At 74.4% G+C, this 24,080-nt stretch carries 21 protein-coding genes; 14 read left to right on the forward strand and 7 right to left on the reverse strand.

All coding sequences use genetic code 11. From position 1 onward, the window contains the following. Window positions 1-69 precede the first annotated feature (69 nt). Both serB and glgC read right to left on the reverse strand, forming a co-directional pair. Window positions 70-810, reverse strand: a complete 741-nt coding sequence (gene serB, locus ACH443_RS13675; RefSeq protein WP_430590620.1) for a phosphoserine phosphatase SerB — start codon at window positions 808-810, stop codon at window positions 70-72. After that, the gene (gene glgC, locus ACH443_RS13680) at window positions 803-2,047 is read right to left on the reverse strand and encodes a glucose-1-phosphate adenylyltransferase (RefSeq protein WP_429763295.1); all 1,245 of its coding nucleotides are present in this window, start codon (window positions 2,045-2,047) and stop codon (window positions 803-805) included. Before glgC ends, serB begins: the two co-directional genes overlap by 8 nt. A 65-nt stretch (window positions 2,048-2,112) precedes the next feature. On the opposite strand from glgC, the gene glgA reads away from it, so the two are divergent. Beyond that, window positions 2,113-3,426 (forward strand): glycogen synthase, encoded by a 1,314-nt coding sequence (glgA, locus tag ACH443_RS13685; protein WP_430590621.1) that lies wholly within the window; start codon window positions 2,113-2,115, stop codon window positions 3,424-3,426. A gap of 31 nt (window positions 3,427-3,457) precedes the next feature. Here the strand turns inward: glgA and ACH443_RS13690 are convergent, their stop codons facing one another. Beyond that, a complete protein-coding gene (locus tag ACH443_RS13690; RefSeq protein ID WP_430590622.1) occupies window positions 3,458-4,225 on the reverse strand; it encodes a hypothetical protein in 768 nt (255 codons plus the stop codon). 87 nt (window positions 4,226-4,312) lie between these two features. Here ACH443_RS13690 and ACH443_RS13695 point away from each other — a divergent pair, with 87 nt between their 5' ends. The 6 genes from ACH443_RS13695 (at window position 4,313) to ACH443_RS13720 (ending at window position 11,682) form a co-directional block, all read left to right on the forward strand. Beyond that, window positions 4,313-5,110, forward strand: a complete 798-nt coding sequence (locus ACH443_RS13695; protein ID WP_430590623.1) for an ABC transporter ATP-binding protein — start codon at window positions 4,313-4,315, stop codon at window positions 5,108-5,110. Between the two features lie 125 nt (window positions 5,111-5,235). Then, window positions 5,236-5,715, forward strand: a complete 480-nt coding sequence (locus tag ACH443_RS13700) for an NfeD family protein (protein ID WP_429763299.1) — start codon at window positions 5,236-5,238, stop codon at window positions 5,713-5,715. Window positions 5,716-5,809: 94 nt separating this feature from the next. Then, window positions 5,810-6,997 carry an SPFH domain-containing protein gene (locus tag ACH443_RS13705; RefSeq protein ID WP_429763300.1) on the forward strand — a complete coding sequence of 396 codons (1,188 nt, stop codon included), beginning with the start codon at window positions 5,810-5,812 and terminating at the stop codon, window positions 6,995-6,997. A gap of 142 nt (window positions 6,998-7,139) precedes the next feature. After that, on the forward strand, window positions 7,140-7,910 hold the full coding sequence (locus ACH443_RS13710) for a TetR/AcrR family transcriptional regulator (protein ID WP_430590624.1): 771 nt from the start codon (window positions 7,140-7,142) through the stop codon (window positions 7,908-7,910). Further along, a complete protein-coding gene (locus ACH443_RS13715; RefSeq protein WP_430590625.1) occupies window positions 7,910-9,661 on the forward strand; it encodes an ABC transporter ATP-binding protein in 1,752 nt (583 codons plus the stop codon). The genes ACH443_RS13710 and ACH443_RS13715 overlap by 1 nt, the downstream gene beginning before the upstream one ends. Then, window positions 9,658-11,682 carry an ABC transporter ATP-binding protein gene (locus ACH443_RS13720; protein WP_430590626.1) on the forward strand — a complete coding sequence of 675 codons (2,025 nt, stop codon included), beginning with the start codon at window positions 9,658-9,660 and terminating at the stop codon, window positions 11,680-11,682. Before ACH443_RS13715 ends, ACH443_RS13720 begins: the two co-directional genes overlap by 4 nt. Before the next feature lie 32 nt (window positions 11,683-11,714). Here the strand turns inward: ACH443_RS13720 and ACH443_RS13725 are convergent, their stop codons facing one another. Together ACH443_RS13725 and ACH443_RS13730 are read right to left on the reverse strand one after the other, a co-directional pair. Next, complete coding sequence (locus ACH443_RS13725) at window positions 11,715-12,248, reverse strand: GNAT family N-acetyltransferase (RefSeq protein ID WP_430590627.1); 534 nt, start codon at window positions 12,246-12,248, stop codon at window positions 11,715-11,717. A gap of 34 nt (window positions 12,249-12,282) precedes the next feature. Continuing rightward, window positions 12,283-12,984: an NAD(P)-dependent oxidoreductase gene (locus ACH443_RS13730; protein ID WP_430590628.1), complete on the reverse strand. Its 702-nt coding sequence runs from the start codon at window positions 12,982-12,984 to the stop codon at window positions 12,283-12,285. A 134-nt stretch (window positions 12,985-13,118) separates the two neighbouring features. On the opposite strand from ACH443_RS13730, the gene ACH443_RS13735 reads away from it, so the two are divergent. Together ACH443_RS13735 and ACH443_RS13740 are read left to right on the forward strand one after the other, a co-directional pair. Then, window positions 13,119-14,138 (forward strand): AraC family transcriptional regulator, encoded by a 1,020-nt coding sequence (locus tag ACH443_RS13735; RefSeq protein WP_430556110.1) that lies wholly within the window; start codon window positions 13,119-13,121, stop codon window positions 14,136-14,138. A gap of 52 nt (window positions 14,139-14,190) precedes the next feature. After that, the gene (locus tag ACH443_RS13740) at window positions 14,191-15,042 is read left to right on the forward strand and encodes a TrmH family RNA methyltransferase (RefSeq protein WP_429763307.1); all 852 of its coding nucleotides are present in this window, start codon (window positions 14,191-14,193) and stop codon (window positions 15,040-15,042) included. 71 nt (window positions 15,043-15,113) lie between these two features. Here the strand turns inward: ACH443_RS13740 and ACH443_RS13745 are convergent, their stop codons facing one another. Then, on the reverse strand, window positions 15,114-17,066 hold the full coding sequence (locus ACH443_RS13745; RefSeq protein ID WP_430590629.1) for a beta-N-acetylglucosaminidase domain-containing protein: 1,953 nt from the start codon (window positions 17,064-17,066) through the stop codon (window positions 15,114-15,116). A 226-nt stretch (window positions 17,067-17,292) separates the two neighbouring features. Between ACH443_RS13745 and ACH443_RS13750 the strand changes: the two genes are divergently transcribed. The 5 genes from ACH443_RS13750 to ACH443_RS13770 all read left to right on the forward strand — a co-directional run bounded on the left by ACH443_RS13750 (window position 17,293) and on the right by ACH443_RS13770 (window position 23,433). Further along, window positions 17,293-18,099 (forward strand): ABC transporter ATP-binding protein, encoded by an 807-nt coding sequence (locus ACH443_RS13750; RefSeq protein ID WP_430556206.1) that lies wholly within the window; start codon window positions 17,293-17,295, stop codon window positions 18,097-18,099. 99 nt (window positions 18,100-18,198) lie between these two features. Further along, window positions 18,199-19,185, forward strand: a complete 987-nt coding sequence (locus ACH443_RS13755) for an ABC transporter substrate-binding protein (RefSeq protein ID WP_429763309.1) — start codon at window positions 18,199-18,201, stop codon at window positions 19,183-19,185. A 20-nt stretch (window positions 19,186-19,205) separates the two neighbouring features. Beyond that, window positions 19,206-21,302: an iron ABC transporter permease gene (locus ACH443_RS13760; protein ID WP_430556113.1), complete on the forward strand. Its 2,097-nt coding sequence runs from the start codon at window positions 19,206-19,208 to the stop codon at window positions 21,300-21,302. A gap of 46 nt (window positions 21,303-21,348) precedes the next feature. Beyond that, on the forward strand, window positions 21,349-22,284 hold the full coding sequence (locus ACH443_RS13765; protein WP_429763311.1) for a universal stress protein: 936 nt from the start codon (window positions 21,349-21,351) through the stop codon (window positions 22,282-22,284). A gap of 96 nt (window positions 22,285-22,380) precedes the next feature. After that, on the forward strand, window positions 22,381-23,433 hold the full coding sequence (locus ACH443_RS13770; protein WP_430556115.1) for a siderophore-interacting protein: 1,053 nt from the start codon (window positions 22,381-22,383) through the stop codon (window positions 23,431-23,433). A gap of 70 nt (window positions 23,434-23,503) precedes the next feature. Here ACH443_RS13770 and ACH443_RS13775 read toward each other — a convergent pair whose 3' ends face one another. Then, on the reverse strand, window positions 23,504-24,073 hold the full coding sequence (locus ACH443_RS13775) for a YbaK/EbsC family protein (protein ID WP_430556116.1): 570 nt from the start codon (window positions 24,071-24,073) through the stop codon (window positions 23,504-23,506). Between the last annotated feature and the right edge of the window lie 7 nt (window positions 24,074-24,080).

Here is a 24,080-nt window from a genome sequence, read left to right on the forward strand (position 1 = left end):
GATCCTGGCCCCTGCCAGGGGTTTCGCGCTACGGGTGCGCGCTCGGGCCGGTGCGCTCGGGCCGCCGGCTCAGGGGCGGGCGCTCCCGGGCCCGCGGCCCGCCGCGGCGTCGACGGCGTCGATGACGCCGAGCACGTCGTCGAGCCGGGGGCCGTCCACGCTGAACGGCGCCTGCGCTCGCACGAGCGGCTTGGCCGCGAAGGCGATGCCGATGCCCGCGGCGTCGATCATGTCGAGGTCGTTGGCGCCGTCCCCGACGGCGACCGTGTCGACCATCTCGAGCCCGCACTCGGCGGCCCAGCGGCGCAGCGTGGCGGCCTTGTCGGCACGGTCGACGACCGGACCGACGGTGCGGCCGGTGAGCACGCCGTCGGCCACCTCGAGGCGGTTGGCGCGCCAGCGGCCGATGCCGAGCGCGTCGGCGATCGGGCCGAGGATCTCGGCGAAGCCGCCGGACACGAGCCCGAACTCCCAGCCGCGGCGGTGCACCTCGCTCACGAGGTCGGCGGCGCCGGGGGTCAGCACGACGGCGTCGCGCACCGCGGTGAGGGCCTCGACGGGCACGCCGCGCAGCGTGGCGACGCGCTCGCGCAGGGAGCCGGCGAAGTCGAGCTCGCCGCGCATCGCGCGCTCCGTCACCTCGGCGACCTGGGCGCGGGTGCCGGCGTGGTCGGCGAGCAGCTCGATCACCTCGGCGGTGATGAACGTGGAGTCGACGTCGGTGACGACGAGCCGGCGGCGCGGCGCCTCGGCGCCGCCGTCCGCGGTGCTGCCGGGGGCGGGGGCGGTACGGGGAGCGGGGTCAAGCAACGACGGTGCCCTTCGGGACGACGGTGATCCCCGACTCCGAGACGGTGAAGCCGCGGGCCCGGTCCTCGTCGTGGTCGACGCCGACGCGGGCCCGTTCGCTCACCACCACGTTCTTGTCGAGGATGGCGCGGTGGACCTGGGCGTGCCGCTCCACCTGGACGTTGTCCATCACGACGGCGTCCGTGACGGTGGCCCACGAGTGCAGGTGCGCGCCCGGGGACAGGATGGACCCTGCGACGGTCGCGCCGGAGATGAGGACACCAGGCGAGACGATCGAGTCGGCGGCGTGGCCCAGGCGACCCGGCCCGGCGTGCACGAACTTGGCCGGAGGCAGGCCCGTGTACCCCGTGAACATCGGCCAGTCCTGGTTGTAGAGGTTGAACACCGGGTGCACGGCGATGAGGTCGGTGTTGGCCTCGAAGTAGGCGTCGATGGTGCCGACGTCGCGCCAGTAGTCGCGGTCGCGGTCGGTGGAGCCGGGGATGTCGTTGCGGATGAAGTCGTACACGCCGGCGGTGCCGTCGGCGACGAACGCCGGGATGATGTCGCCGCCCATGTCGTGCCGGGAGTCCGGGTCGGCCGAGTCCTTCGTGACGGCCTCGACGAGCGCGTCGGCGTCGAACACGTAGTTGCCCATCGAGGCGAGCACCTCGGTGGGGGAGTCGGGCAGCCCCACCGGGCTCTCGGGCTTCTCCAGGAACTCGCTGATCCGCGTCGGGTCCTCGCGGTCCACCTCGATGACGCCGAACTGGTCGGCCATCGCGATCGGCTGGCGGATGGCTGCCACGGTGGCGCGGGCACCCGAGGAGACGTGCGCCTCCACCATCTGGGAGAAGTCCATGCGGTACACGTGGTCCGCGCCGACCACGACGACGATGTCAGGCCGCTCGTCGTCGATGATGTTGAGGCACTGGTAGATGGCGTCCGCCGACCCGAGGTACCAGTGCTTGCCGACCCGCTGCTGCGCGGGCACCGACGACACGTAGTTGCCGAGCAGCGACGACATGCGCCACGTCTTCGAGATGTGCCGGTCCAGAGAGTGCGACTTGTACTGGGTCAGCACGATGACGTGCAGGTAGTGCGAGTTGATGATGTTGGACAGCGCGAAGTCGACGAGCCGGTAGATGCCCCCGAAGGGGACCGCCGGCTTGGCGCGGTGCGCGGTGAGCGGCATGAGGCGTTTGCCCTCGCCGCCGGCGAGGACGATCGCGAGCACGCGGGGCTGGGTCGACGCCATGCCACGACCCTAGGGGGTTGCAGGCCGCCGCGCCCGCGACCCGCCGACCCCGCTAGGTTGGCCGCGTGAGCACGCCAGCCAGCAGCCCAGCAAGCACCCTCTCCAGCGGCCCGTTCCGGGTCGACCTGCTGACCCGCGAGTACCCGCCGCACGTCTACGGCGGCGCGGGCGTGCACGTGGCGGAGCTGTCGGCGGTGCTGCGCCGGCACGCCGACGTGCGGGTGCGCTGCTTCGACGGGCCGCGCGCCGGTGACGACGCCGAGGCGGGCGTCACCGGGTACGGCGTGCCGGCCGAGCTCGCCGCCGCCAACCCCGCCCTCGGCACGTTCGGCGTGGACCTGGCGATGGCGCAGGACGTCGGGGGAGCCGACGTCCTGCACTCGCACACCTGGTACGCCAACCTCGCCGGGCACGTCGGCGGCCTGCTGCACGGGGTGCCGCACGTCGTGACGGCGCACTCGCTCGAGCCGCTGCGGCCCTGGAAGTCGGAGCAGCTCGGCGGCGGGTACGCACTGTCGTCGTGGGCGGAGCGCACCGCCTACCTGGGTGCCGCGGGCGTGATCGCGGTGTCCGCCGGGATGCGCGCCGACATCCTCCGGGTCTACCCGGAGCTCGATCCCGAGCGCGTGCACGTCGTGCACAACGGCATCGACCTCGCGGGCTGGCGGCGCCCGGCGGACGGCGACCCGGCGGCCGAGCGGGTCGTCCGCGAGCTCGGCATCGACCCCGAGCGCCCGGCCGTCGTGTTCGTCGGCCGTATCACGCGGCAGAAGGGCCTGCCGTACCTGCTGCGCGCCGCGGCGCGGCTGCCGCGCGAGGTGCAGGTGGTGCTGTGCGCGGGCGCCCCCGACACCGAGGAGCTCATGGCGGAGGTGCGCGGGCTCGTCGCCGACCTGCGCCGCGCCCGCGGGGGCACGGGCGGCACCGACGTCGCCGGCCCCGGCGGCTCCGGTGCCGAGGCCGGGGTGGTCTGGATCGAGCAGATGCTGCCCCGTCCCGACCTGGTCGCCGTGCTCGCGGCGAGCACCGTCTTCGTCTGCCCGTCGGTGTACGAGCCGCTCGGGATCGTCAACCTCGAGGCGATGGCCGTCGGCCTGCCCGTGGTCGGTACCGCGACCGGCGGCATCCCCGAGGTGGTCGACGACGGCGTCACGGGTGCGCTCGTGCCGATCGAGCAGGCCGACGACGGCACGGGCACGCCGCTGGACCGGGAGCGGTTCGTGGCGGACCTGGCGGCCGCGCTCGAGCGGGTGCTCGCCGACCCCGCGCGTGCGACGGCGATGGGGGAGGCCGGCCGGCGCCGGGCCGAGGAGCTGTTCTCCTGGGAGGCGGTGGCCGAGCGCACCCTCGACGTCTACCGGACGGTCCTCGCGGACTGACCGGACGCCGGGGGACGGGCCGCCGGCGCCGTCAGCGGACCGCGGCGTACGTCGCGGCGCTGAGCGCGTGCCGTGCGGTGCGCTCCACCTCGCGCAGGGCGGTGGACCGCTGGTCCGACTGCCAGAGGTTCACGGCGCCGCCGTCGTCGACGGTCGCGAGGTCGACGATCGCGAGCAGCCGGGTGGCGAGCTGCAGCACCCGGGCACGCCGGCCGTCCAGCGCGGGCACGGGCCAGCCGTCCGTGCTGCCGCCGCGCAGCCGCTCGATGGCGTCCGCGGCGTCGTCGCGCCACCGGGCGACGTCGAGGGCGTCGAGGGCGTCGGTCGCGGTGACGAGGCTGGTGCGCAGCTCCTGCTCGGCGTCGGCGAGGGAACCGAGGGTCCCGGCGACGTGGGTCGACCAGGCGGGCACGGGCCGCACCTGCCAGGCCACGAGGTGGCCGGGCTCCAGCGCGCTGCCGAACGCCGTGACGGCCGGGACCGCGGCCCACGACCCGGCCGGGGTGGTGATCATCACGCACTCGCCGGCGTCGGTGGCCTCGGCGCTGACGGCGGCGGGTGCGCCGCCCAGGTCGCCGGGGGCGGGCAGCAGGGCGCAGACCTCGCGGGGCCCGGCGAGCCAGGCGGTTACCAGGGCGCGCAGGTCGGCGTCGTCCTCCCGCCCCGGCATCCCCACGACGCCGTGCGGCTCGTCGTCGCCCTGCACGCTGCGCACGACGACGCCGGGCGCGGCGCCGGTGGTGGCGAGCCAGAGCGCCAGCACGACGCTGCGGGGCAGCGCGGTCGGGTCGGTCTCCACGGCCCTCACAGTAGACGTCCCGCCGCCGTCGTCGCAGGCCGGGACGCGGGCCGGTCGCGGCGCGCGGCTCGGGTAGGGTCGGGCCTCATGAGCGCGGTTCTCGACCTGCAGGGCGTCACCGTTCGACGCGGTACCACCACCATCCTCGACGCCGTGGACTGGCAGGTGAACGAGGGCGAGCGCTGGGTCGTCCTCGGCCCCAACGGCGCCGGCAAGACGACCATGCTGCAGATCCTCGCCGCGCGCTCGCACCCCACGGCCGGCACGGCCGAGCTCCTGGGCGAGCGGCTGGGCCGCGTCGACGTCTTCGAGCTGCGCCCCCGGATCGGCTTCGCCTCCGCCGCCCTCGCCGACCGGATCCCGGGCAGCGAGGCCGTGCGCGACGTCGTGCTCACGGCGGCGTACGGCGTGACCGGCCGCTGGCAGGAGACGTACGAGGAGTTCGACGAGCAGCGGGCCAAGGACCTGCTCGCGGCGTTCGACGTCGCCGACCTGGCGGACCGCTTCTACGGGACCCTCTCGGAGGGCGAGCGCAAGCGCGTGCAGATCGCCCGTGCCCTCATGACCGACCCGGAGATCCTGCTGCTCGACGAGCCCGCGGCGGGCCTGGACCTCGCGGGCCGCGAGGAGCTCGTCGGGGCGCTCGCCGAGCTCGCGGCCGACCCGGCGTCGCCGGTCCTGGTGCTCGTGACGCACCACGTCGAGGAGATTCCGCCGGGGTTCACGCACCTCATGCTCATGAAGCGTGGCGGCATCCAGGCCGCGGGCCCGATCCGCGAGGTGCTCACCGCGGACAACCTCTCGCAGGCGTTCGGCACGCCCCTCATGGTCGCCCACGGCGGCGGCCGTTGGCTGGCCCGCGCGGCGCGACCCGCCGGTCGCTGAGACGGCTTCCCGCGTCGGCTCAGGCTTGGTAAAGTCTGTGCAAAACCTGGTGGCGGGGGCGTCGCCCCCCTGAGGGGTCTCCCGGCACCGCACGCTCCCGCGAGGGACGACGAGGGGAGAGGGCCGTGGACTCCTGGCTGTGGTGGGTCGGAGGCGCGCTGCTGCTCGCCGCGATCGAGATGCTCTCGCTCGACCTCGTGTTCATCATGCTCGCGGGCGGCGCGCTCGGTGGTGCGGTGACGGCCGCGGCAGGCGGGCCGGTGTGGCTGCAGTTCGTCGTCGCGTGCGCTGTCGCCCTGCTGCTGCTCTTCGTCCTGCGCCCGTGGTTGCTTCAGCATCTCAAGCAGCGGGTGCCGCTCGTCGAGACCAACGCCGCCGCTCACGTCGGGCGCCCCGCCGTGGCGATCACCGAGGTCACCGAGGCCGGTGGGCGGGTCAAGCTGATGGGCGAGGTCTGGAGCGCGCGCCTGGTCGACGACGGTGTCCCCGACTCCACGGGCCGCGTGCCCGTGGGTGCCGAGCTGCGCGTCGTGCGGATCGACGGGGCCACCGCCGTCGTCGAGCCCGCCGGGTCCTCGCACACCCAGCCCGAGCGCACCGCGTGACCGACGCTCGACCGCCCCGCCCGCGCACCTCCTGAGCCTGCACCACCCGCCGGTCCGCCGGCGCCCTGATCGACGTCGACAGAAAGGGACCCTCGTGTCCGACCCCTCCGCCGGCACCATCGTGCTGTGGATCGTGATTCTCGCGCTCGTGATCTTCGTGGTCGTGGCGCTGTTCAAGATGGTCCAGGTCGTGCCGCAGGCCAGCGCGCAGGTCATCGAGCGTCTCGGCCGCTACAACAAGACGTTCGAGCCCGGGCTGCACTGGCTCGTCCCGTTCATCGACAAGGTGCGAGCACGGGTGGACCTGCGCGAGCAGGTCGTCTCGTTCCCGCCCCAGCCGGTGATCACCAGCGACAACCTGGTGGTGAGCATCGACACGGTCATCTACTTCCAGGTCACCGACCCGAAGTCGGCCGTCTACGAGATCGCGAACTACATCACCGGTATCGAGCAGCTCACGGTCACCACGCTGCGCAACGTCGTCGGGTCCATGGACCTGGAGCAGACGCTGACCAGCCGCGACCAGATCAACGGCCAGCTGCGCGGCGTCCTCGACGAGGCCACCGGGCGGTGGGGCGTGCGTGTCAACCGCGTCGAGCTCAAGTCGATCGACCCGCCCGCCAGCGTGCAGGGCGCGATGGAGCAGCAGATGCGCGCCGAGCGCGACCGCCGCGCCACGATCCTCACCGCCGAGGGTGTCAAGCAGTCGCAGATCCTCACCGCCGAGGGCGAGAAGCAGTCCCAGATCCTGCGGGCCGAGGGCAACGCCCAGGCGGCGATCCTCCAGGCCGAGGGCGAGGCGCGCGCCATCCTCCAGGTGTTCGGCGCGATCCACGAGGGCGACGCCGACCCGAAGCTGCTGGCGTACCAGTACCTGCAGATGCTGCCCCAGATCGCGAACGGCACGGCCTCGAAGCTGTGGGTGGTGCCGACCGAGTTCACGGCCGCGCTGGGGTCCATCGCCCAGGGCTTCGGCGGCGTGCCCGGCACCCCCGGCATCCCCACCCCGCCCGCTGAGGACGAGGGCGCCGCCGAGCCGCGGCCGCGGGCGACGTCGCTCCCCGCGCAGGCCCTGGAGGACCCGGGCGAGGCGCTCGCGGAGGCTCGGCGCCAGGCCGAGGCCGCCACGGCGGACGCCACGAGCGCGGGCACCCGGTCGGGTGCGCCGTTCGACCCGTCCGCCGAGCGCGGCCAGCGGCCGTCGGACGGCCCGACGGCGCCGCCGTCGCCCGGCGCGCAGCCGCGGTCGCTCGGCGGCGAGCCGGAGGAGCCGCAGCAGTAGCAGCAGCCCGGCACGTCGCCGGCGCGGTCGCGAGGGCCGTCACCCCGAGGGGTGACGGCCCTCGTGCGTCTCCGGGCGGTGCCGTCGGGGGAAGCGACGACCGCGTTGCGGAGTGAGTGCTCACTCATTTAGTGTGTCGCCCATGAGCCCCCCGCCCACGCCGACCGGTCGTGCCGCCCCCATGGCGCCGGACGACCGCCGCTCGGCGATCGTCGACGCCGTGCTCCCGCTCGTCGGCGAATTCGGCCTCGACGTCACGTCCCGCGAGCTCGCGGACGCCGCCGGTGTCGCCGAGGGCACGCTGTTCCGCGCCTTCGGGGACAAGTACACGCTCATCGGCGCGGTGGCGGTCGAGGGCCTGCACCGCGCGTCCGGGCCGGTCGAGACGCGCGCGGAGCTGGCGGCGATCGACCGCGAGGCGCCGCTCGAGGAGCGGCTCGAGCGGGTCATCGAGCTCGGCCGCCGCCGGATGAGCGATGTCATGCGCTGGATGGGTGTGCTGCGTGCGCTGCACCACCGCACCGGGGCGCGCGACCAGGTCGAGCCCGGGCACGTGCAGGACTTCCGCGCGCAGCTGATGGAGCAGCGGGAGCAGCAGCGCGAGGCCACGGTCGCCGGCCTGATCGGGGTGCTGCAGCCCGACGAGCACCGGCTCCGGGTGCCGATCGAGGTCGCCGTGGCCCTGGTCGAGGCGAGCATCGCCGGCACGCACGCCCGCGTCGACCACCTGCTGCCGGCACCCTCGCCCCGGGTCGTCGCCGATGCGCTCGTCCACGGCATCGCGGAGGATCGAGGAGAAAAACACGTGCCCGAGGCCACCGCGGCGCAGAACACTGCGGACCGGAAGACCACCGTGTCCGAGATTCCCCCCGGGACGGCGACGCCCCGTACCTCCCACCCCCAGGAGCCCTGATGCTCGTCTCCCTTGCGCGGACCTATCTGCGCCCGTACGCCGGCGCCGTCGGCGTGCTGCTGGTGCTCCAGCTGCTCGCGACGCTCGCCTCCCTCTACCTGCCGTCCCTCAACGCGGACATCGTCGACAACGGCGTGACGACCGGGGACACGGCCTACATCATGCGGGTGGGCGGGTGGATGCTCGTCGTGAGCCTCGTCCAGGTCGCCTGCGCGATCGGCGCGGTGTTCCTGGGCGCCCGGGCCGCGACGGCGCTGGGCCGTGACGTGCGCCGCGACCTGTTCGACTCGGTGCAGGGCTTCTCCGCCCGCGAGCTCGGTCAGTTCGGCGCCCCGTCGCTCATCACCCGCACGACCAACGACGTGCAGCAGGTCATGATGGTCGTGCTGATGACCTTCACCATCATGGTGATGGCGCCGATCATGCTGGTCGGCGGCGTCATCATGGCGCTGCAGGAGGACGTCGAGCTGTCCGCTCTGCTGCTCGTGGTGGTGCCCGTGCTGGGCATCGCGATGGGCCTGCTGATGTGGCGGATGGTGCCGTACTTCCGGGCCATGCAGAAGCGGATCGACGCCATCAACGGCGTGCTGCGCGAGCAGATCACCGGCCTGCGCGTGGTGCGCGCCTTCGTCCGCGAGGACCGCGAGCTGGAGCGGTTCGGTGCCACGAACGAGGCCCTCTACGACACGTCGCTGAACGCCGGCAAGCTCATGGCGCTGGCGTTCCCGATGGTCATGCTCATCATGAACGCGTCGAGCGTCGCCGTGCTGTGGTTCGGCGCGCAGCGCATCGACAACGGCCAGATGGAGGTGGGGGCGCTCATGGCGTTCCTCAGCTACATCATGTACATCCTCATGGCCGTCATGATGTCGACGATGATGGTGATGATGGTGCCGCGCGCGTCGGTCGCCGCGGGCCGCATCACCGAGGTCCTCGACACCGAGACCTCGGTCACCGAGCCGGCCGCGCCGGTCTCCCTCACCTCCCTGGCCGACGGAGAGGGGCCGCGCGGCGAGGTGACGTTCGAGGGCGTCGAGTTCCGGTACCCGGGCGCCGACGAGCCCGTGCTGCACGACCTGACGTTCACCGCGTCGCCCGGCCGGGTGACCGCGATCATCGGCTCCACCGGTGCGGGCAAGACGACGCTGCTCAACCTCGTGCCGCGGCTCTTCGACGTCACGGGCGGCCGAGTCCTCCTGGACGGCGTGGACGTGCGCGAGCTGGCGACGGCCGACCTCGGGTCGCAGCTCGGCCTGGTGCCCCAGAAGGCCTTCCTGTTCAGCGGCACCGTCGCGGACAACCTGCGCTACGGCAAGGCCGACGCCACCGAGGACGAGATGTGGGCCGCGCTGGAGATCGCGCAGGCGCGCGACTTCGTCGAGGCGCTCCCCGAGGGGCTCGAGGCGCCGGTCGCGCAGGGCGGGACGACGTTCTCCGGCGGGCAGCGCCAGCGGCTCGCGATCGCGCGCGCCGTCGTCCGGCGTCCGCGCGTGTACCTGTTCGACGACTCGTTCTCGGCCCTCGACTACAGCACGGACGCGCGGCTGCGCGCCGCCCTGCGGCCGCGCACCCAGGACGCGACAGTGCTCGTCGTCGCGCAGCGCGTGGCGACCATCCGCGACGCCGACCAGATCCTCGTGCTCGACCACGGGCGCATCGTCGGGCGCGGTACGCACGCCGAGCTGCTGGCCGACAACGAGACCTACCAGGAGATCGTCACCTCCCAGATGTCCCTCGAGGAGGCGGCATGAGCACCGAACGCAAGGTACCGGCGGCCCGGCCGGGTGGCGGCCCCCGTGGCGGCGGCCCGATGGGCATGATGGGCGGCGCCCCGGGCGCCAAGGCGATGGACTTCCGCGGGTCGCTCGTGCGGTTCGCGGGGGTGATGCGCCCCGAGCGGGCGCGCGTCGTCCTGCTCACCCTGTGCGGCGTCGTCTCGGTGGCGCTCACCGTGGCGGGGCCGAAGATCCTGGGCGACGCGACCAACGTCATCTTCGCGGGCTTCGTCGGCAAGGGACTGGCGGCCGCCGGCGTGCCCGCCGGGACCACCGGCGACGAGGCCGCCGCCACGCTGCGCGCCTCCGGGGACAGCGCACAGGCCGGCCTGATCTCCTCCCTGCCGAACGTGGTGGCGGGCCAGGGCGTCGACTTCACCCGCCTCGGCGAGATCCTGATGTGGGTGATCGCCATCTACCTGGGGGCGTTCCTCTTCGGGTGGCTGCAGGCGCGGATCATGACCATCGCCGTGCAGAACACGATGCGCCGGCTGCGCGACGACGTCGAGGCCAAGCTGCACCGCATCCCGCTGAGCTACGTGGACAAGCAGGCCAAGGGCGAGATCCTCTCGCGCGTCACCAACGACATCGACAACGTCGCGCAGACGACGACCCAGACGCTCGCGCAGCTCGTCACCTCCGTGCTCACGGTGATCGGCGTGCTCGGGATGATGTTCTGGATCTCGTGGGTGCTGGCGCTGGTCGCGCTGGTGACCGTGCCGCTGTCGGTGATCCTCACCATGCAGATCGCCAAGCGGTCGCAGCCGCAGTTCGTGGCGCAGTGGGCGGCGACCGGGCGGCTCAACGCGCACGTCGAGGAGATGTTCACCGGCCACTCGCTGGTCAAGGTCTACGGTCGCCAGGAGGCCGCGGCCCGGACCTTCGGCGCGGAGAACGAGGCGCTCTACGACGCGTCCAGGAAGTCGCAGTTCATCTCCGGCACGATGCAGCCGTCGATGGGCTTCCTCGCCAACCTCAACTACGTGATCGTGGCCGTGATCGGCGGGCTGCGCGTGGCCTCGGGGCAGCTGTCCCTGGGCGACGTGCAGGCGTTCATCCAGTACTCGCGGCAGTTCACGCAGCCGCTCACCCAGATCGCGTCGATGATGAACCTGCTCCAGTCGGGCGTCGCGTCGGCCGAGCGGGTCTTCGAGCTGCTCGACGCCCCCGAGCAGGAGCCGGACCCGGCCGACCCGCGCCGGCTGGACCACGTGCAGGGCCGGGTCGCGTTCGAGGACGTCTCGTTCTCCTACGACCCCGAGACGCCGCTCATCGAGCATCTCGACCTCGTGGCGGAGCCCGGGCAGACGATCGCGATCGTCGGCCCCACGGGCGCCGGCAAGACGACGCTGGTCAACCTGCTCATGCGGTTCTACGAGGTCGACTCCGGCCGGATCACGCTCGACGGCGTGGACAGCCGGGACCTGACGCGCGACGACCTGCGCTCGCGGATCGGCATGGTGCTGCAGGACACGTGGCTGTTCAAGGGCACCATCGAGGAGAACCTGCGGTACGGGGTGCGCGACGGCGCCTCGGTCGGCGAGGCGGAGTTCCTCGCCGCGACCGGGGCCACGCACGTGGACCCGTTCGTGCGCACGCTGCCCGACGGGTACGCGACGCTGCTCGACGACGAGGCGACCTCGCTCTCGGCGGGCGAGAAGCAGCTGCTGACCATCGCCCGTGCGTTCCTCGCCGACCCGGAGATCCTCGTGCTCGACGAGGCGACGAGCTCCGTCGACACCCGCACCGAGGTGCTCGTCCAGCAGGCGATGAACGCGCTGCGGGCCAACCGCACGTCGTTCGTCATCGCGCACCGCCTGTCGACCATCCGCGACGCCGACACCATCGTCGTCATGGAGCACGGGCAGATCGTGGAGCAGGGCGACCACGACACGCTGCTCGCCGCGGGCGGGGCCTACGCGCGGCTCTACGAGTCGCAGTTCAGCGCCCCCGTGGTGGACGAGGAGGACGTGGTCGCCGGTCCCGCCGGGGTCTGACCTCGCCCCGGCACGCTCGATGTCGTCAGGGGTCAGGGCAGGACGAGCAGCCGGGCGGGCGGAGAGTCGGGGGCCTGCCAGAAGAAGCGGGCCTCGCCCACGACCTGCCAGCCTCGGTGCACGTAGACGGCGTGCGCGACGCCGTCGCGGTCGTCGACGTCGAGGACGGGCGTGCGGCCCCGGGCGCGCAGGTGCTGCTCCGCGGCGTCGAGCAGGCGACCTCCCGCGCCCATGCCCTGGACGTCGCTCGCGACGAAGAGCACCGAGACGCACCCGAGCTGGTCGACCGGGCGCCCCGCGCCGGCCGACCAGATCGCGCCGTGCTCGTCGTCGTGCACCGACGTCACGCTGACGTGCCCGACGACCCGGCCCTCGTGGACGGCGACCCACGCGGCCTCCTCGTCCGGTCGCACGAGGAACTCGCGGACCCCGACGACGGGCGGCCAGGCCCGCGGGTAACCGCTGGTCGGCTGCTGCTCGCGGACGACGTCGATCAACGTCGGGACGTCGGCCTCGACGCGGGGACGGACGGTGATGGCGGGGGCGGTGGTCACTCGGCGTGGCACGAGGCGATCCTCGCACGGGGCCCCGACGCCGGGATCAGCCCGAGACGCTGAGGGTGGCGCCGACGGTGGCGACGTCGGCCAGCGCCTCGGCGTGCACCCGCGCGAGCTGCGCGCGGGACACCGTGAGCCCGCGCCGCGTGTCGTCGGTCGTGACGTGGGCGGGGCCCCCGACGCCGGCGCCGTCGGTCGCGTCGTCCGGGACGTCGGTGAGCGAGACCGGGCGGACGAGGGTCCAGTCGAGGCCGCTGGCGCGCACCACCTCCTCCTGCCGACCCGAGTCGGTGAACTGGCGGCCGATGACGAACCGGAACACCAGCTTCCAGGTGAGGTCGAGGTGCGCCCACGAGCCGCCGAGGCCGTACGTGCTCTGCACGACCAGGCGGCGTACGCCGGTCTCGCGCATGGCCGCGACCACGGTCGCCGTGCCGCGCGAGCGCACGTCCGCAGGGGTGCTCGACCGGCGCAGCCACTGCACGGCGAGCGGGTTGTCCGAGATGCCGAGCGTGACGACGACGGCGTCCTGCCCGGCGACCGCCTTGGCGACCGCCTCGGGGTCGAGGGCGTCGCCGTCGACGGGCCGCAGGGACCCCGGCTGCGCGTCCGGACCTGCGACCGGTGCGGCGAACGCGGTGCTCGCCGTCCGGCCGAACGCGGTCACGCGGTGCCCCGCGGCCACGAGCTCGCGGGTGATGGCGAGGCCGCTGCCCCGCGTCGCTCCGACCACCAGTACGTCCATGAGAGTCCTCCTCGTCGTGCCGGGCCCGTGCGGCTTCGGCGTCTGGTTCCAGGTTTCCGGCACGGCGCCGGACGAACCATGAGGTGACATCCGGGAGTCTTGACCGTTCGTCCGGAGGGTCGCAGGATGGCGGGATGAGCGACGCTGCCGCCCTGCTGCCCGTCCCGGGCGCCGGGAAGCCTCAGGCCGATCCCTGGGCCGACGTGCTCGGGACCCTCGAGATGGACGCCGTCTTCTGCTCCACCGGCCGGTTCTCCGAGCCGTGGGGCATCGCGATGCCGGCGCTGCCGGGCGTCCTCATGTTCCACCTGCTGCTCGACGGCCGGGCGGTCGTCGACGTCGAGGGCGGGCGGCACGACCTCGGCCCCGGCGACCTCGTGCTGGTGCCGCACGGCGCCGGCCACGCGATCACGGGCACCGCCGACGACCCCGCCACCGGGCTGTGGGACGTCGACCGCACGGTGGTCGCCGACCGGTACGAGCAGCTGCGGATCGACGGGGGCGGACGCCCGGCGACCCTGGTCTGCGGGGCGGTGGGGTTCACCGACCCGGGTGTCGGCCGCCTGCTGGCGAGCCTGCCGCCGGTGCTGCGGGCGCCGGACGCCGCGAGCGGGTCGGGCGCGGACGACGGGCCGGACGGCGGCTGGCTGCGCGCCGTCGTCGCCGCGATCGACCACGAGGTGCACCACCCGCGGCCGGGCACGGACGTGGTCACGGCCCGGCTGGCCGACGTGCTCCTGGTGCACGTGGTGCGGCGCTGGCTCGAGGCGGAGGAGCCGGCGTCGGGGTGGGTCGCCGCGCTGCGCGACCCGGCGCTCGGGCCCGTGCTGCGTGCCGTGCACGCGGAGCCCCAGCGCCCGTGGACGCTGGAGTCGCTCGCTGCCGTCGCGCGGCTGTCCAGGTCCGCGTTCGCCGAACGGTTCGCCCGCACCGTGGGCGAGCCGCCCATGGGCTACGTGGCCGGGTGCCGGATGGACGCCGCCGCGCGGCTGCTCCGCGCGCCGGACGCGAGCGTCGAGCGCGTGGCCCGGCAGGTCGGCTACGACTCGGTGCCGGGGTTCCACCGCGCCTTCGTGCGGCGGCACGGCGCCACGCCGGGCGCGTGGCGCTCGACCGGCCCTGCGCGCAGCCTCGCCGAGGTGCTCGCACGCTGAGGGCGGCCGGCACCGGTCCGGTGGGGGTGCCGGTGCGGGGGAGAATGCCTCGGTGAGCATCCCCGAGCCCGGCGTCGACGACGCCCGCACCACCCGCGTCACCGACCCCGCGGACCCGCGCCTGCACGACTACACCGACCTCAAGGACGTGAAGCTCCGCGCCGCGAGGGAGCCCGCAGAGGGGCTGTACATGGCCGAGTCGTCGTCCGTGATCCGGCGTGCGCTCGAGGCGGGCCACCGCCCCCGGTCGTTCCTCATGGCCGAGAAGTGGCTCGACTCCATGGCCGACGTGCTCGCCGCCCACCCCGACGCCCCCGTGTACGTCGGGTCGGACGACGTGGTGCAGCGGATCACCGGGTTCCACCTGCACCGCGGGGCGCTCGCGGCGATGCACCGACCGGTGCTGCCCTCCGTGCACGACCTCCTCGCCGCGGCCCGCGGGGGCGCGGGCGCGCGCCGCGTCGCCGTGCTGGAGGACATCGTGGACCACACGAACGTGGGCGCGATCTTCCGCAGCGCGGCGGCCCTGGGCGTGGACGCCGTCCTCGTCTCGCCGCGCTGCGCCGACCCGCTGTACCGCCGCTCGGTGCGCGTGTCCATGGGCACCGTGTTCCAGGTGCCGTGGACACGGCTGGACTCCTGGCCTGGCGGCCTGCACGCGCTGCAGGACGACGGCTTCACCGTCGCGGCGCTCGCCCTGTCCGACGACTCGGTGTCCCTCGACGACCTCGTGACGGACCCGCCCGAGCGCCTCGCGATGGTGCTGGGCACCGAGGGCGACGGCCTGTCGCGCGGTGCCGTGGCCGCGGCGGACGTCGTCGTGCGCATCCCCATGGCCGGGGGAGTGGACTCGCTCAACGTCGCCGCCGCGTCCGCCGTGGCGTTCTGGGCGACCCGGGCCTGATCCCGGCACGGACGAGGGGGCCGGTGCAACCGCACCGACCCCCTCCGTTCGTCGCCCCCCGGCGAACCCGGTCAACCCTTCAGCTCGGCCGCCAGGTCGTCGAGGAAGACGTCGAGCACGCCGTCGCCCAGCTTCACCGGGGCGGCGCCCCAGCGGTTGTCCGGCGGGTCCACGATCACCTGCTCGGCCGCCACGGCCGAGGCGTCGGCCCGGGCGAGGAGCGCGTCGCGCCGCGCGGCGTCGCCGCGCAGGTCGGCCCTGGCGGCGTCGAGGGTGGCCAGGAACGCGTCGCCCCACAGGTCGTTCGCCTCCAGCCAGGGCGCGGCGTCCGACACGAACGCGGGGTCCACGCCGGACCGTCGGAGCGTCTCGGGGATGCCCGCGACCGTCCGGGCGTCGTCCCGGAGGCGGGCGATCGCCGGCGCCTGGTCGCCGGCCTCCCAGCGCTCCCAGAAGTCGTCGATCTCCGCCGCGAGGGCGGGGGCCTGCGGCTGCCACGGGTCGCCGAAGCTCGGCGCCAGGTGGTTGAGGTCCCCGAACGCCAGGAGCGCCTCCACCGCGTCGTGGTCGTCGTGGGCCAGGTAGCGCATCGCCTCGAGCCAGCTCCGGTCACGGTCGTACCCGCGGTCGTTCCACGCGAAGTCCGCGATGCCGAAGACGGCGACCTTGCTCGCCGCGGCCTGGTTCATCGGGTTCGAGACGATGCCGGCCAGGTGGTCCGACAGCCCCGGCTCGCGCTTGTCGTACGGCGCCAGCAGGAGCCGCCCGCTGGTCTGGCCGTAGTCGTTGACCGGGTAGTTGTCCCACAGGAAGGTCGGGCCGCCGAAGACGGTGTCGGCCTCGATCGCCTGGTCCACCGAGATCGACTGGGGCACGACGTCGTTGCCCGTCCACATGACGACGACGTCCTCGTCCATCGACCGCAGCGCGGCCTTGTACGGCGACTCGGTGGTGTTGTAGTACTCCGTCGGTACCATCTGGAGCGGCCGGGCGCCGTCGTGGGTCTCGATCCAGCCCTGCTGCACGCGGGTGAGGAAGTCCGCCTGCGCCTTCCCGGCGTTCCCCGGCGACGGGTCGCCGTAGGCCTCCTGGTCGGAGTCGCAGGCCCAGCGCGAGTAGTCGATGTCGTCGAGCGGGACGCTGAAGGCCCGGACGCCGACGTCGTACAACGCCTGGAACTTCCGCTCGAGGGCCGCCATGTCCTCGTCGCTCGAGTAGCAGACGCTGTTGCCCGGGGAGAGCGCGAACGTGAAGCGCACGTGGTTCGTCGTCGCGGCCTCGGCCAGCTCGGCGAGCTCGGCGAGCTTGTCGGCCGGGTAGTCCTCGCGCCACTTCTCGCGGTGGTACGGGTCGTCCTTCGGGGCGTAGACGTAGGTGTTGGCCTTGACGTCGCCGTAGAAGGCCAGCTGGTCCAGTCGCTCGGCGTGCGTCCACGGCTCGCCGTAGAAGCCCTCGATGGTGCCGCGCAACGGCATGGCGGGGAAGTCGCGGACCGTGGCGCCGGCGAGCGCCGTACCCCGCCGACCGTCGACCAGGAGCTGCCCGAGGGTCTTGACGGCATAGAACTGCCCGGTCGCGTCGGCCCCGGCGAGCACGACGGTGCCGCGGCCCCTGTGCGCGTCGACCTGCACCGCGTACGCCTCGTCGTGGTCGGGCACCGTGACGCGGCCCAGGGCGGCCCGGACGTCGGTGCGCGACGCGTCGCCGAGGAGGACGCGGACCCCCGCGCCGCCCGGACGCCGGCTGTCGGGGCCGCGGACGACGGTGCGCACCCCGTGCTCCTGCAGCGTGCGGGTGAGCGCGTCGCGCGCCTCGTCGTCGGTGTCGGCGTCGACCACGACGTCCACCGACCGGGGGAGGCGGAGGTCGTCGTCGGAACGCCATATCTCCTGCGGTGCGGGGCTGACGGTGGGAAGGTCGTCCCGGGTGGGGGGCGACGCGGACGCGGTCGTCGTCACGCCGGCGGCGAGGAGCATCGTGGCCGTGAGCGTGCCGGCGGCGAGTCGTCGTATGACGGTGGTCATGAGAACCTCCATTGGTCTAGACCAGTTTGACCACCCTGGCGAAGGTCGATGCTCCTGTCAACAGGAGGACGGGGTCGTCGTCAGGGGCTCGTCGGTGACCCGCGCCACACGGAATTACGCAACAGGGGGATGACGAAACCCTGGGGTGAAGGTTAGCCTCACCTACGTGAGTCAGACCCTGGCGCCCACGGCGCCCCCCGTGGTCGAGTCCCGTCCCGCCGCCGCGATGGCCGGGCGCGGGCTGCGGCTGTCCTACGACCGCCGCACCGTCGTCGACGACGCGGAGATCGAGCTGCGGCCCGGCGCCGTGACGGCGCTGCTCGGCCCCAACGGCTCGGGCAAGTCGACCCTGCTGCGCTCGCTCGCGCGGCTGCACCGCCCCGACGCGGGCAGCGTCACGCTCGCCGACGGCGACCGTGACGGCGACACCGACGCGCTCGCCCTGCACCCCAAGGACTTCGCGCGGCGGGTCACGCTGCTGTCGCAGAGCCACCCGACGCCGAGCGGCGTGACCGTCCGCGACGTCGTCGCCTACGGCCGGCACCCGTACCGCGGACGCTTCCGGTCCGCGGACGCGGACGGCCCCCGGGCGATCGCGCACGCCATGGACGTCACCGGCGTCGCCGAGATGGCCGAGCGCGGCGTGGACGAGCTCTCCGGCGGCGAGCTGCAGCGGGTGTGGCTCGCGACCTGCCTCGCGCAGGACACCGGCGTGCTGCTGCTCGACGAGCCCACCACCTACCTCGACCTGCGCTACCAGGTGGAGCTGCTCGACCTGGTACGCGACCTCGCCACCGAGCACGGCGTCGCCGTGGGCGTCGTCCTGCACGACCTCAACCAGGCTGCCGCCGTCGCGGACCACGTCGTGGTGCTGCACCGCGGCCAGGTGCGGGCCTCCGGCCCGGCGGGAGAGGTGCTCACCAGCGAGCTCCTCACCGAGGTCTACGGCATCCGCGTCGACGTCACGACCCACCCGGACACCGGCCGCACCCGCTGCGAGGCGGTCGGCAGGCACGCCGCGCGCGGCGCCTGACCTCCCCGTCGCCACCAGACCCACACCCCGCCGGCGCCCTGCCCGGCACCGTCGCGCCCGCACCCGTGGCGCACCGACCCGAAGGACACCGAGACACCCATGCGCATCCCCACCCGTTCGCTGCTGGCCGGAACCGCCGCCGCCGTGGCCGCGCTCGCCCTCACCGCGTGCGGCACCACCGAGGACCCGGCGGCCGAGGCCGCCGCCGAGCCGTCGGCCGCGACCGGTCCCGTCACGTACACCGACGAGCGCGGCGAGCACACCCTCGACGCCCCTGCGGCCGACGTCGTCTCGCTCGAGTGGGGCCTCACGGAGAACCTCGTCGCGCTCGGTGTCGAGCCCGCGGGCCAGGCCGACGTGGCCGGCTACAACACGTGGGACACGGTCGCGCCGATCGACGAGGGCACGCCCGACGTCGGCACGCGCGGCGAGCCCAGCCTCGACGCGATCTCGGCGCTCGAACCGGACCTGGTGGTCACCACCACCGACCTCCCCGAGAACGTCATCGCCCAGATCGAGGAGGTCGCGCCGGTCCTGACGCTGCGCGGCTCCGACGGCACCGACCCGCTCGGGTACATGAGGGAGACCGTGACCACCCTCGGTGAGGTCACGGGGAAGCAGGACGCCGCCGCGGCCGCGCTCGACGACTTCGACGCCAAGGTCGCCGAGGGCAAGGCCGCCCTCGAGGAGGCCGGGCTCGGCGGCGCCGAGTTCACGATGGCCGACGGGTGGATCGCCAACGGCACCGTCTCCGTGCGCATGTACACGCCCGGGTCCTTCTTCGGCGCGCTGGGCGAGGCCGTCGGCCTCAAGGACGCGTGGACCGAGGGCGGCGACCCCGACTACGGGCTCGCGCAGACCGACGTCGAGGGCCTGACGAAGCTCGGCGACGTGAAGTTCGTCTACGCCGCCAACGACTCCGAGGCGGACCCGTTCGCCGACGGGCTGAAGGGCAACAAGGTGTGGGAGCAGCTGCCGTTCGTCACGGGGGGCGACGTGCACCGCATCCCCGACGGCATCTGGATGTTCGGCGGCCCGCTGTCGGGCGCGGCGTACATCGACGCGCTCGTCGACGCGCTCGCCTGACCCGCCCGCAGCACGTGTCCGTGACCGTCTCCCCGCTGTCCGCCGCCCCCGCCACCGTGCCGGGGCGGCGGGCGGCGCCCGTCCGTGTCGTGGCGGCGTTCGCCGTCGCGCTGCTGGCCGTTCTCGTCCTGGCCGCGGTGCACCTCACCCAGGGCACGGCGGACGTCGGCGCGCTCGACGTGCTGCGCGCGCTCGTCGGCGCCGACCACGACGGCACGGTCGCCGTGCTCGTCTCCTCCCGGCTGCCGCGCCTGCTGGCGGGCCTGCTCGTGGGCGTGGCCCTCGGCGTCGCGGGGGCGGTGCTGCAGTCGGTGGCGCGCAACCCGCTGGCCTCGCCGGACACCCTGGCGGTCAACGCCGGCGCGTACGTCACGGTGGTCGCGGCGGCCGCGCTCGGCCTGTCGGTGCCGTTCTACCTGCAGGGCGGCATCGCGTTCGTGGGCGGCCTGGCGGCCGCGGCGCTCGTGCTCGCGCTCGCGCGCGGCGGCGCCGACGGCCCCACCCGGCTGGTCCTCGCCGGCTCGGCCATCATGCTCGCGCTGCACTCGCTGACGATGGTGCTGCTCGTGCTCTTCGAGCAGGAGACGACCGGCCTGTTCGCGTGGGGGAGCGGCAGCATCGTGCAGTCGGGCACGCGGACGGTGAGCCTCGCGGCGCCGGTGGTGGCCGCCGGGGTGCTCGGCGCGCTCCTGCTGGCCCGCCGGCTCGACCTCCTCGGTCTCGGGGACGACGCCGCGCGCGTCCTCGGTATCGACGTGCGCCGCACGCGGGTGCTCGCCGTCCTGGCGGCCGTCCTGCTCGCCGCGATCGCCGTGACGGTGGCCGGCCCGATCGGCTTCGTCGGACTCGCCGCGCCCGTCATCGCCCGGCTCGTGGGTCGCAGGGTGCCCGGCCTCGGCCGGCACGTGCTGCTCCTGCCGTTCGCGGCCCTCGTCGGCGTCGTCGTGGTGCTCGGCGCGGACGTGCTGCTGCGCGCGATCCTGCCCGGTCAGGCCTCGGTCGTGGTGCCGACCGGCGTCGTGACCAGCGTGCTCGGCGCAGGCATCCTCGTGTGGATGGCCCGGCGGCTGCGCGACGCCGGGGCGGGGGCACGGGGCGCCCGAGGGGCGCTGGGGCGGCCCCGCTCACGAGCGTGGGTCGTCACCGTCCTGGTCGTCCTCTCCGTCGCCCTGGTCGCGGCCGTGGTCGCGGGCCTGCTGCTCGGGGACCGGATCGTGCTGCTCGGCGACGTCTCGAACTGGGTGCAGGGCGCTGCGGGGCGCCAGGTGAGCTTCGTGCTCGACCAGCGCGTGCCGCGCGTGCTCGCCGCCGTGCTCGCGGGGGCGGCGCTGGCGCTCGCCGGGACGATCGTGCAGGCCGTGTGCCGCAACCCGCTCGCCGAGCCGAGCCTGCTCGGCGTCACGTCGGGCGCGGGCCTCGGCGCGGTGCTGATGATCCTGCTCGTGCCCGGGGTCGGCATCTGGCCGATGTCGGCGGCTGCGGGCGCGTGCGCGCTCGGCGTGTTCGCCCTCGTGTACGTGCTGTCGTCGCGCGGCGGGCTCGGCTCCGAACGCCTGGTCCTCGTCGGCATCGGCGCCCAGGCGGGCACGACGGCGCTCATCACGCTCGTCGTCCTCGTCATCGCGCCGTGGGACGTCAACCTCGCGCTCACGTGGCTGTCGGGCTCGACCTACGGGCGCAGCCTGGAGCAGCTCCTGCCCGTCGCCCTCGCCCTGCTCGTCATGGTGCCGCTCGCGGCGACCTACCGCCGCGAGCTCGACGTGCTGTCGCTCGACGAGGACACCCCCCGCGTCCTCGGGCTCCCGGTCGACCGCTCGCGGCTGGTGCTGCTCGGGGCCGCCGCGCTGACCACGGCCGCCGCCGTGTGCGCCGTGGGCGTCATCGGCTTCGTCGGGCTCGTCGCCCCGCACGCCGCCCGCGCGCTGGTCGGGGCCCGGCACGCGCGGGTGCTGCCCGTGGCGATCCTCGTCGGCGCCGTGCTGGTGTCCGCGGCGGACACGCTCGGCCGCGTCGTCATCGCCCCCGGGCAGATCCCCGCGGGCCTCGGGACGGCGCTGCTGGGGGCGCCGTACTTCGTCTACCTGCTCTGGCGGTCGCGGGGACGCGCGACCGCCTGACCCTTGCCGCCTTTCGAGCGGGGCCGCGGCGAGGGACGATGACGGGGTGGACGAGCACAGGGCCGCCCCGGTGGTGGTCGGCTACGACGCGTCGGAGCCCGCCGACGTCGCCCTCGCCTGGGCGGCGCGGGAGGCGCGCACGCGCGGCGCCGTGCTGCGCGTCGTCTACGTGCGCGACGCCCACGACACGGGGGTGGCCGCGCGGCCGCACGGGGAGGACCTGGGGGAGCGCGGCGAAGGCGGCGCGTGGCCCGTCGTCGAGGAGGCCGCGGCCCGCGCCCGCGACGTCGCCCCCGGCGTGACCGTCGAGACCTTCGTCGAGTACGCCTCCCCGTCCGCGGCGCTCGTGGGCATGTCGGCCGACGCCGGCGCCCTCGTGCTGGGTGCCACCCGGCACGGCGGCCTGTACGAGGCGATCCGGGGCACGGTGGTGCTGCAGGTGACCGCGCACGCCCACTGCCCGGTCGTCGTCGTGCCGGCCGAGGGCCCGCGGGCGGACCTGCCGCCGGACGCCCCTGTCGTCGTCGGCTTCGACGGTTCGGAGCAGTCCGCCGTGGCCCTCGACGCCGCCGTCGACGCCGCGTGGGAGCTGGGACGCGCGCTCCGCGTCGTCGTGGTGTGGCGGCCCGGTGTGACCGAGTGGGTGACGTCGCGCGGACCCACCGAGCACGAGGCGCACGACATCACCGAGGCCGACGCCGGGCCGGTGCTGCAGCACGCCCTGGCCCGGGTCGAGGAGCGGCTGCGGGAGCGCGGCGCGCCCGAGGGGGCGCTGGAGGTGCTCGGCGAGACGCGCGAGGGCCAGGTGGTCCGGGTGCTGCACCGCGAGGCGGAGCGCGCCGAGCGACTCGTGCTGGGCACGCGCGGCCGCGGCGGCTTCGCGTCCCTGCTCCTGGGCTCCGCGACGCACACCCTGGTGCGGACGGCGGCCTGCCCGGTCGTGGTGGTCCGCGCGCCGGGCGCGGTGGAGGCGACCACGTAGGCGGTGCGCGCCGGTGCCCACCGGTGCTCAGCGCGTGTGTGACGACGGTCACCCGGGGTTGCGGACCCCCGGCGAGGTGAGGTTAGGCTTACCACCGTGACCGAGACCGTCGAGGCGACCGAGCGCGCCGACCAGACCGCCGCGCAGGACGTCGTCCCCGAGCAGCCGTACCGCATGTTCGACGTCACGGTCTCCCGGGTCACCCGGCTCTGCCCGTCGTTCATCCGCATCACGTTCACCGGCGAGGACCTCGACGGGTTCGCCGACAACGGCAAGGACCAGCGGATCAAGTTCCTGCTCCCCGCGCCGTGCGGTGGCTGGGAGTACCTCGATCGGCAGAACCCCGACTGGTTCACCTCGTGGCGCGCGCTGCCCGAGGAGCGCCGCAACCCGCTGCGCACCTACACCGTGCGCGCCGTCCGGCAGGACCTGCGCGAGGTGGACGTCGACATCGTGCTGCACGGTGACACGGGGCCCGCCTCCCGCTGGGCCAACGGCGCGAAGCCGGGCGCCCCGCTCGTCATCATGGGGCCCAACGCCGCGTACACGGACGGGCCGCACGGCGGGCTCGAGTTCAACCCGCCCGCCCGCAGCCACGCCCTGCTGCTCGCCGGCGACGAGACCGCTGTCCCGGCGATCGCCGCGATCTGCGAGTCCCTGCCCGACGACGCCGTCGGCGAGGTCTTCCTCGAGGTCCCGCACCGCGAGGACCGCTGGACCCTCGCCGCGCCCGCCGGCGTGCGGATCTCGTGGCTGCCGCGCGAGGACCGCGAGCACGGCGACGTGCTCGTGCCCGCCGTGAAGGAGGCCGCGGACCGGCTGCTCGCCATGGGCGTGCGCCCGTCGGCCGACGCCCCTGCCGTTCCCGAGCTGCTGGCCGCGGAGGGCGACGGCCCGGCGCTGACCGCCGCGGGCGTCGACCTGGACGGCGACCTGCCCGACGTCGACATCGACGCGGACATCCTCTGGGAGGTGCCCGTCGACGCGACCGGCCAGCCGCTCGCGCAGGACACGGTGCTGTACGCGTGGCTCGCCGGCGAGGCCGGCTCGATCAAGACGCTGCGCCGCTACCTCGTCTCGGAGAAGGGCGTCGACCGCAAGGCCGTCGCGTTCATGGGCTACTGGCGTCGCGGCCGCGCGGAGTGCTGACGGTCCGCTGAGCCGACGACGGCGCCCCGTTCCCGACCCTCGGGAGCGGGGCGCCGTCGTGCGTGCGGCGTCAGCGGGTGACGCCGAGCCCGTCGACGACCTCGACGCCCGGCATCGCGCAGAGGAGCTCGCCGGACATGAGCAGCTTGGACCGCCGCACCCCGGAGCCCATCAGCGCGAGCGCCCCCGGTGCGGCGAAGCGGGAGTCCACGAGCACCCGCCACCCGGCGGGCAGGCCCACCGGGGTGATGCCGCCGTACTCCATCCCCGACTCGTCGGTCGCGCGCTCCATGGGCAGGAACGACGCCTTGCGTGCGTCGAGCAGCTTGCGCACGCGGGTGTTGACGTCGGCGAACGTGGCCGCGGTGACGACGCAGGCGGCGACGCGTTCGACGTCGCCGCGCCGGCCCGCGACGACGACGCAGTTGGCGGAGGCCTCGGGCGGCAGCCCGTGCAGGTCGTTCAGCGTGGCTGTGTCCGCGTGGTCCGGGTCGATCTCCGTGACGGCGACCAGCCCGCCGACGCGGTCGTCCAGCGCGGCCCAGGCGCGCAGCGCGTCGGCGACGGGCGGCGCGAGCAGGTCGGGACGGTCGAGCGCGGGCGTCCACGTCAGGTCGCCGAGGGTGGGGAGCCCGGGCATCCCGGGT

Origin of the sequence: Isoptericola sp. NPDC019571 (assembly GCF_044389385.1) — a bacterium.
Taxonomy (GTDB): Bacteria; Actinomycetota; Actinomycetes; order Actinomycetales; family Cellulomonadaceae; genus Isoptericola; species Isoptericola nanjingensis.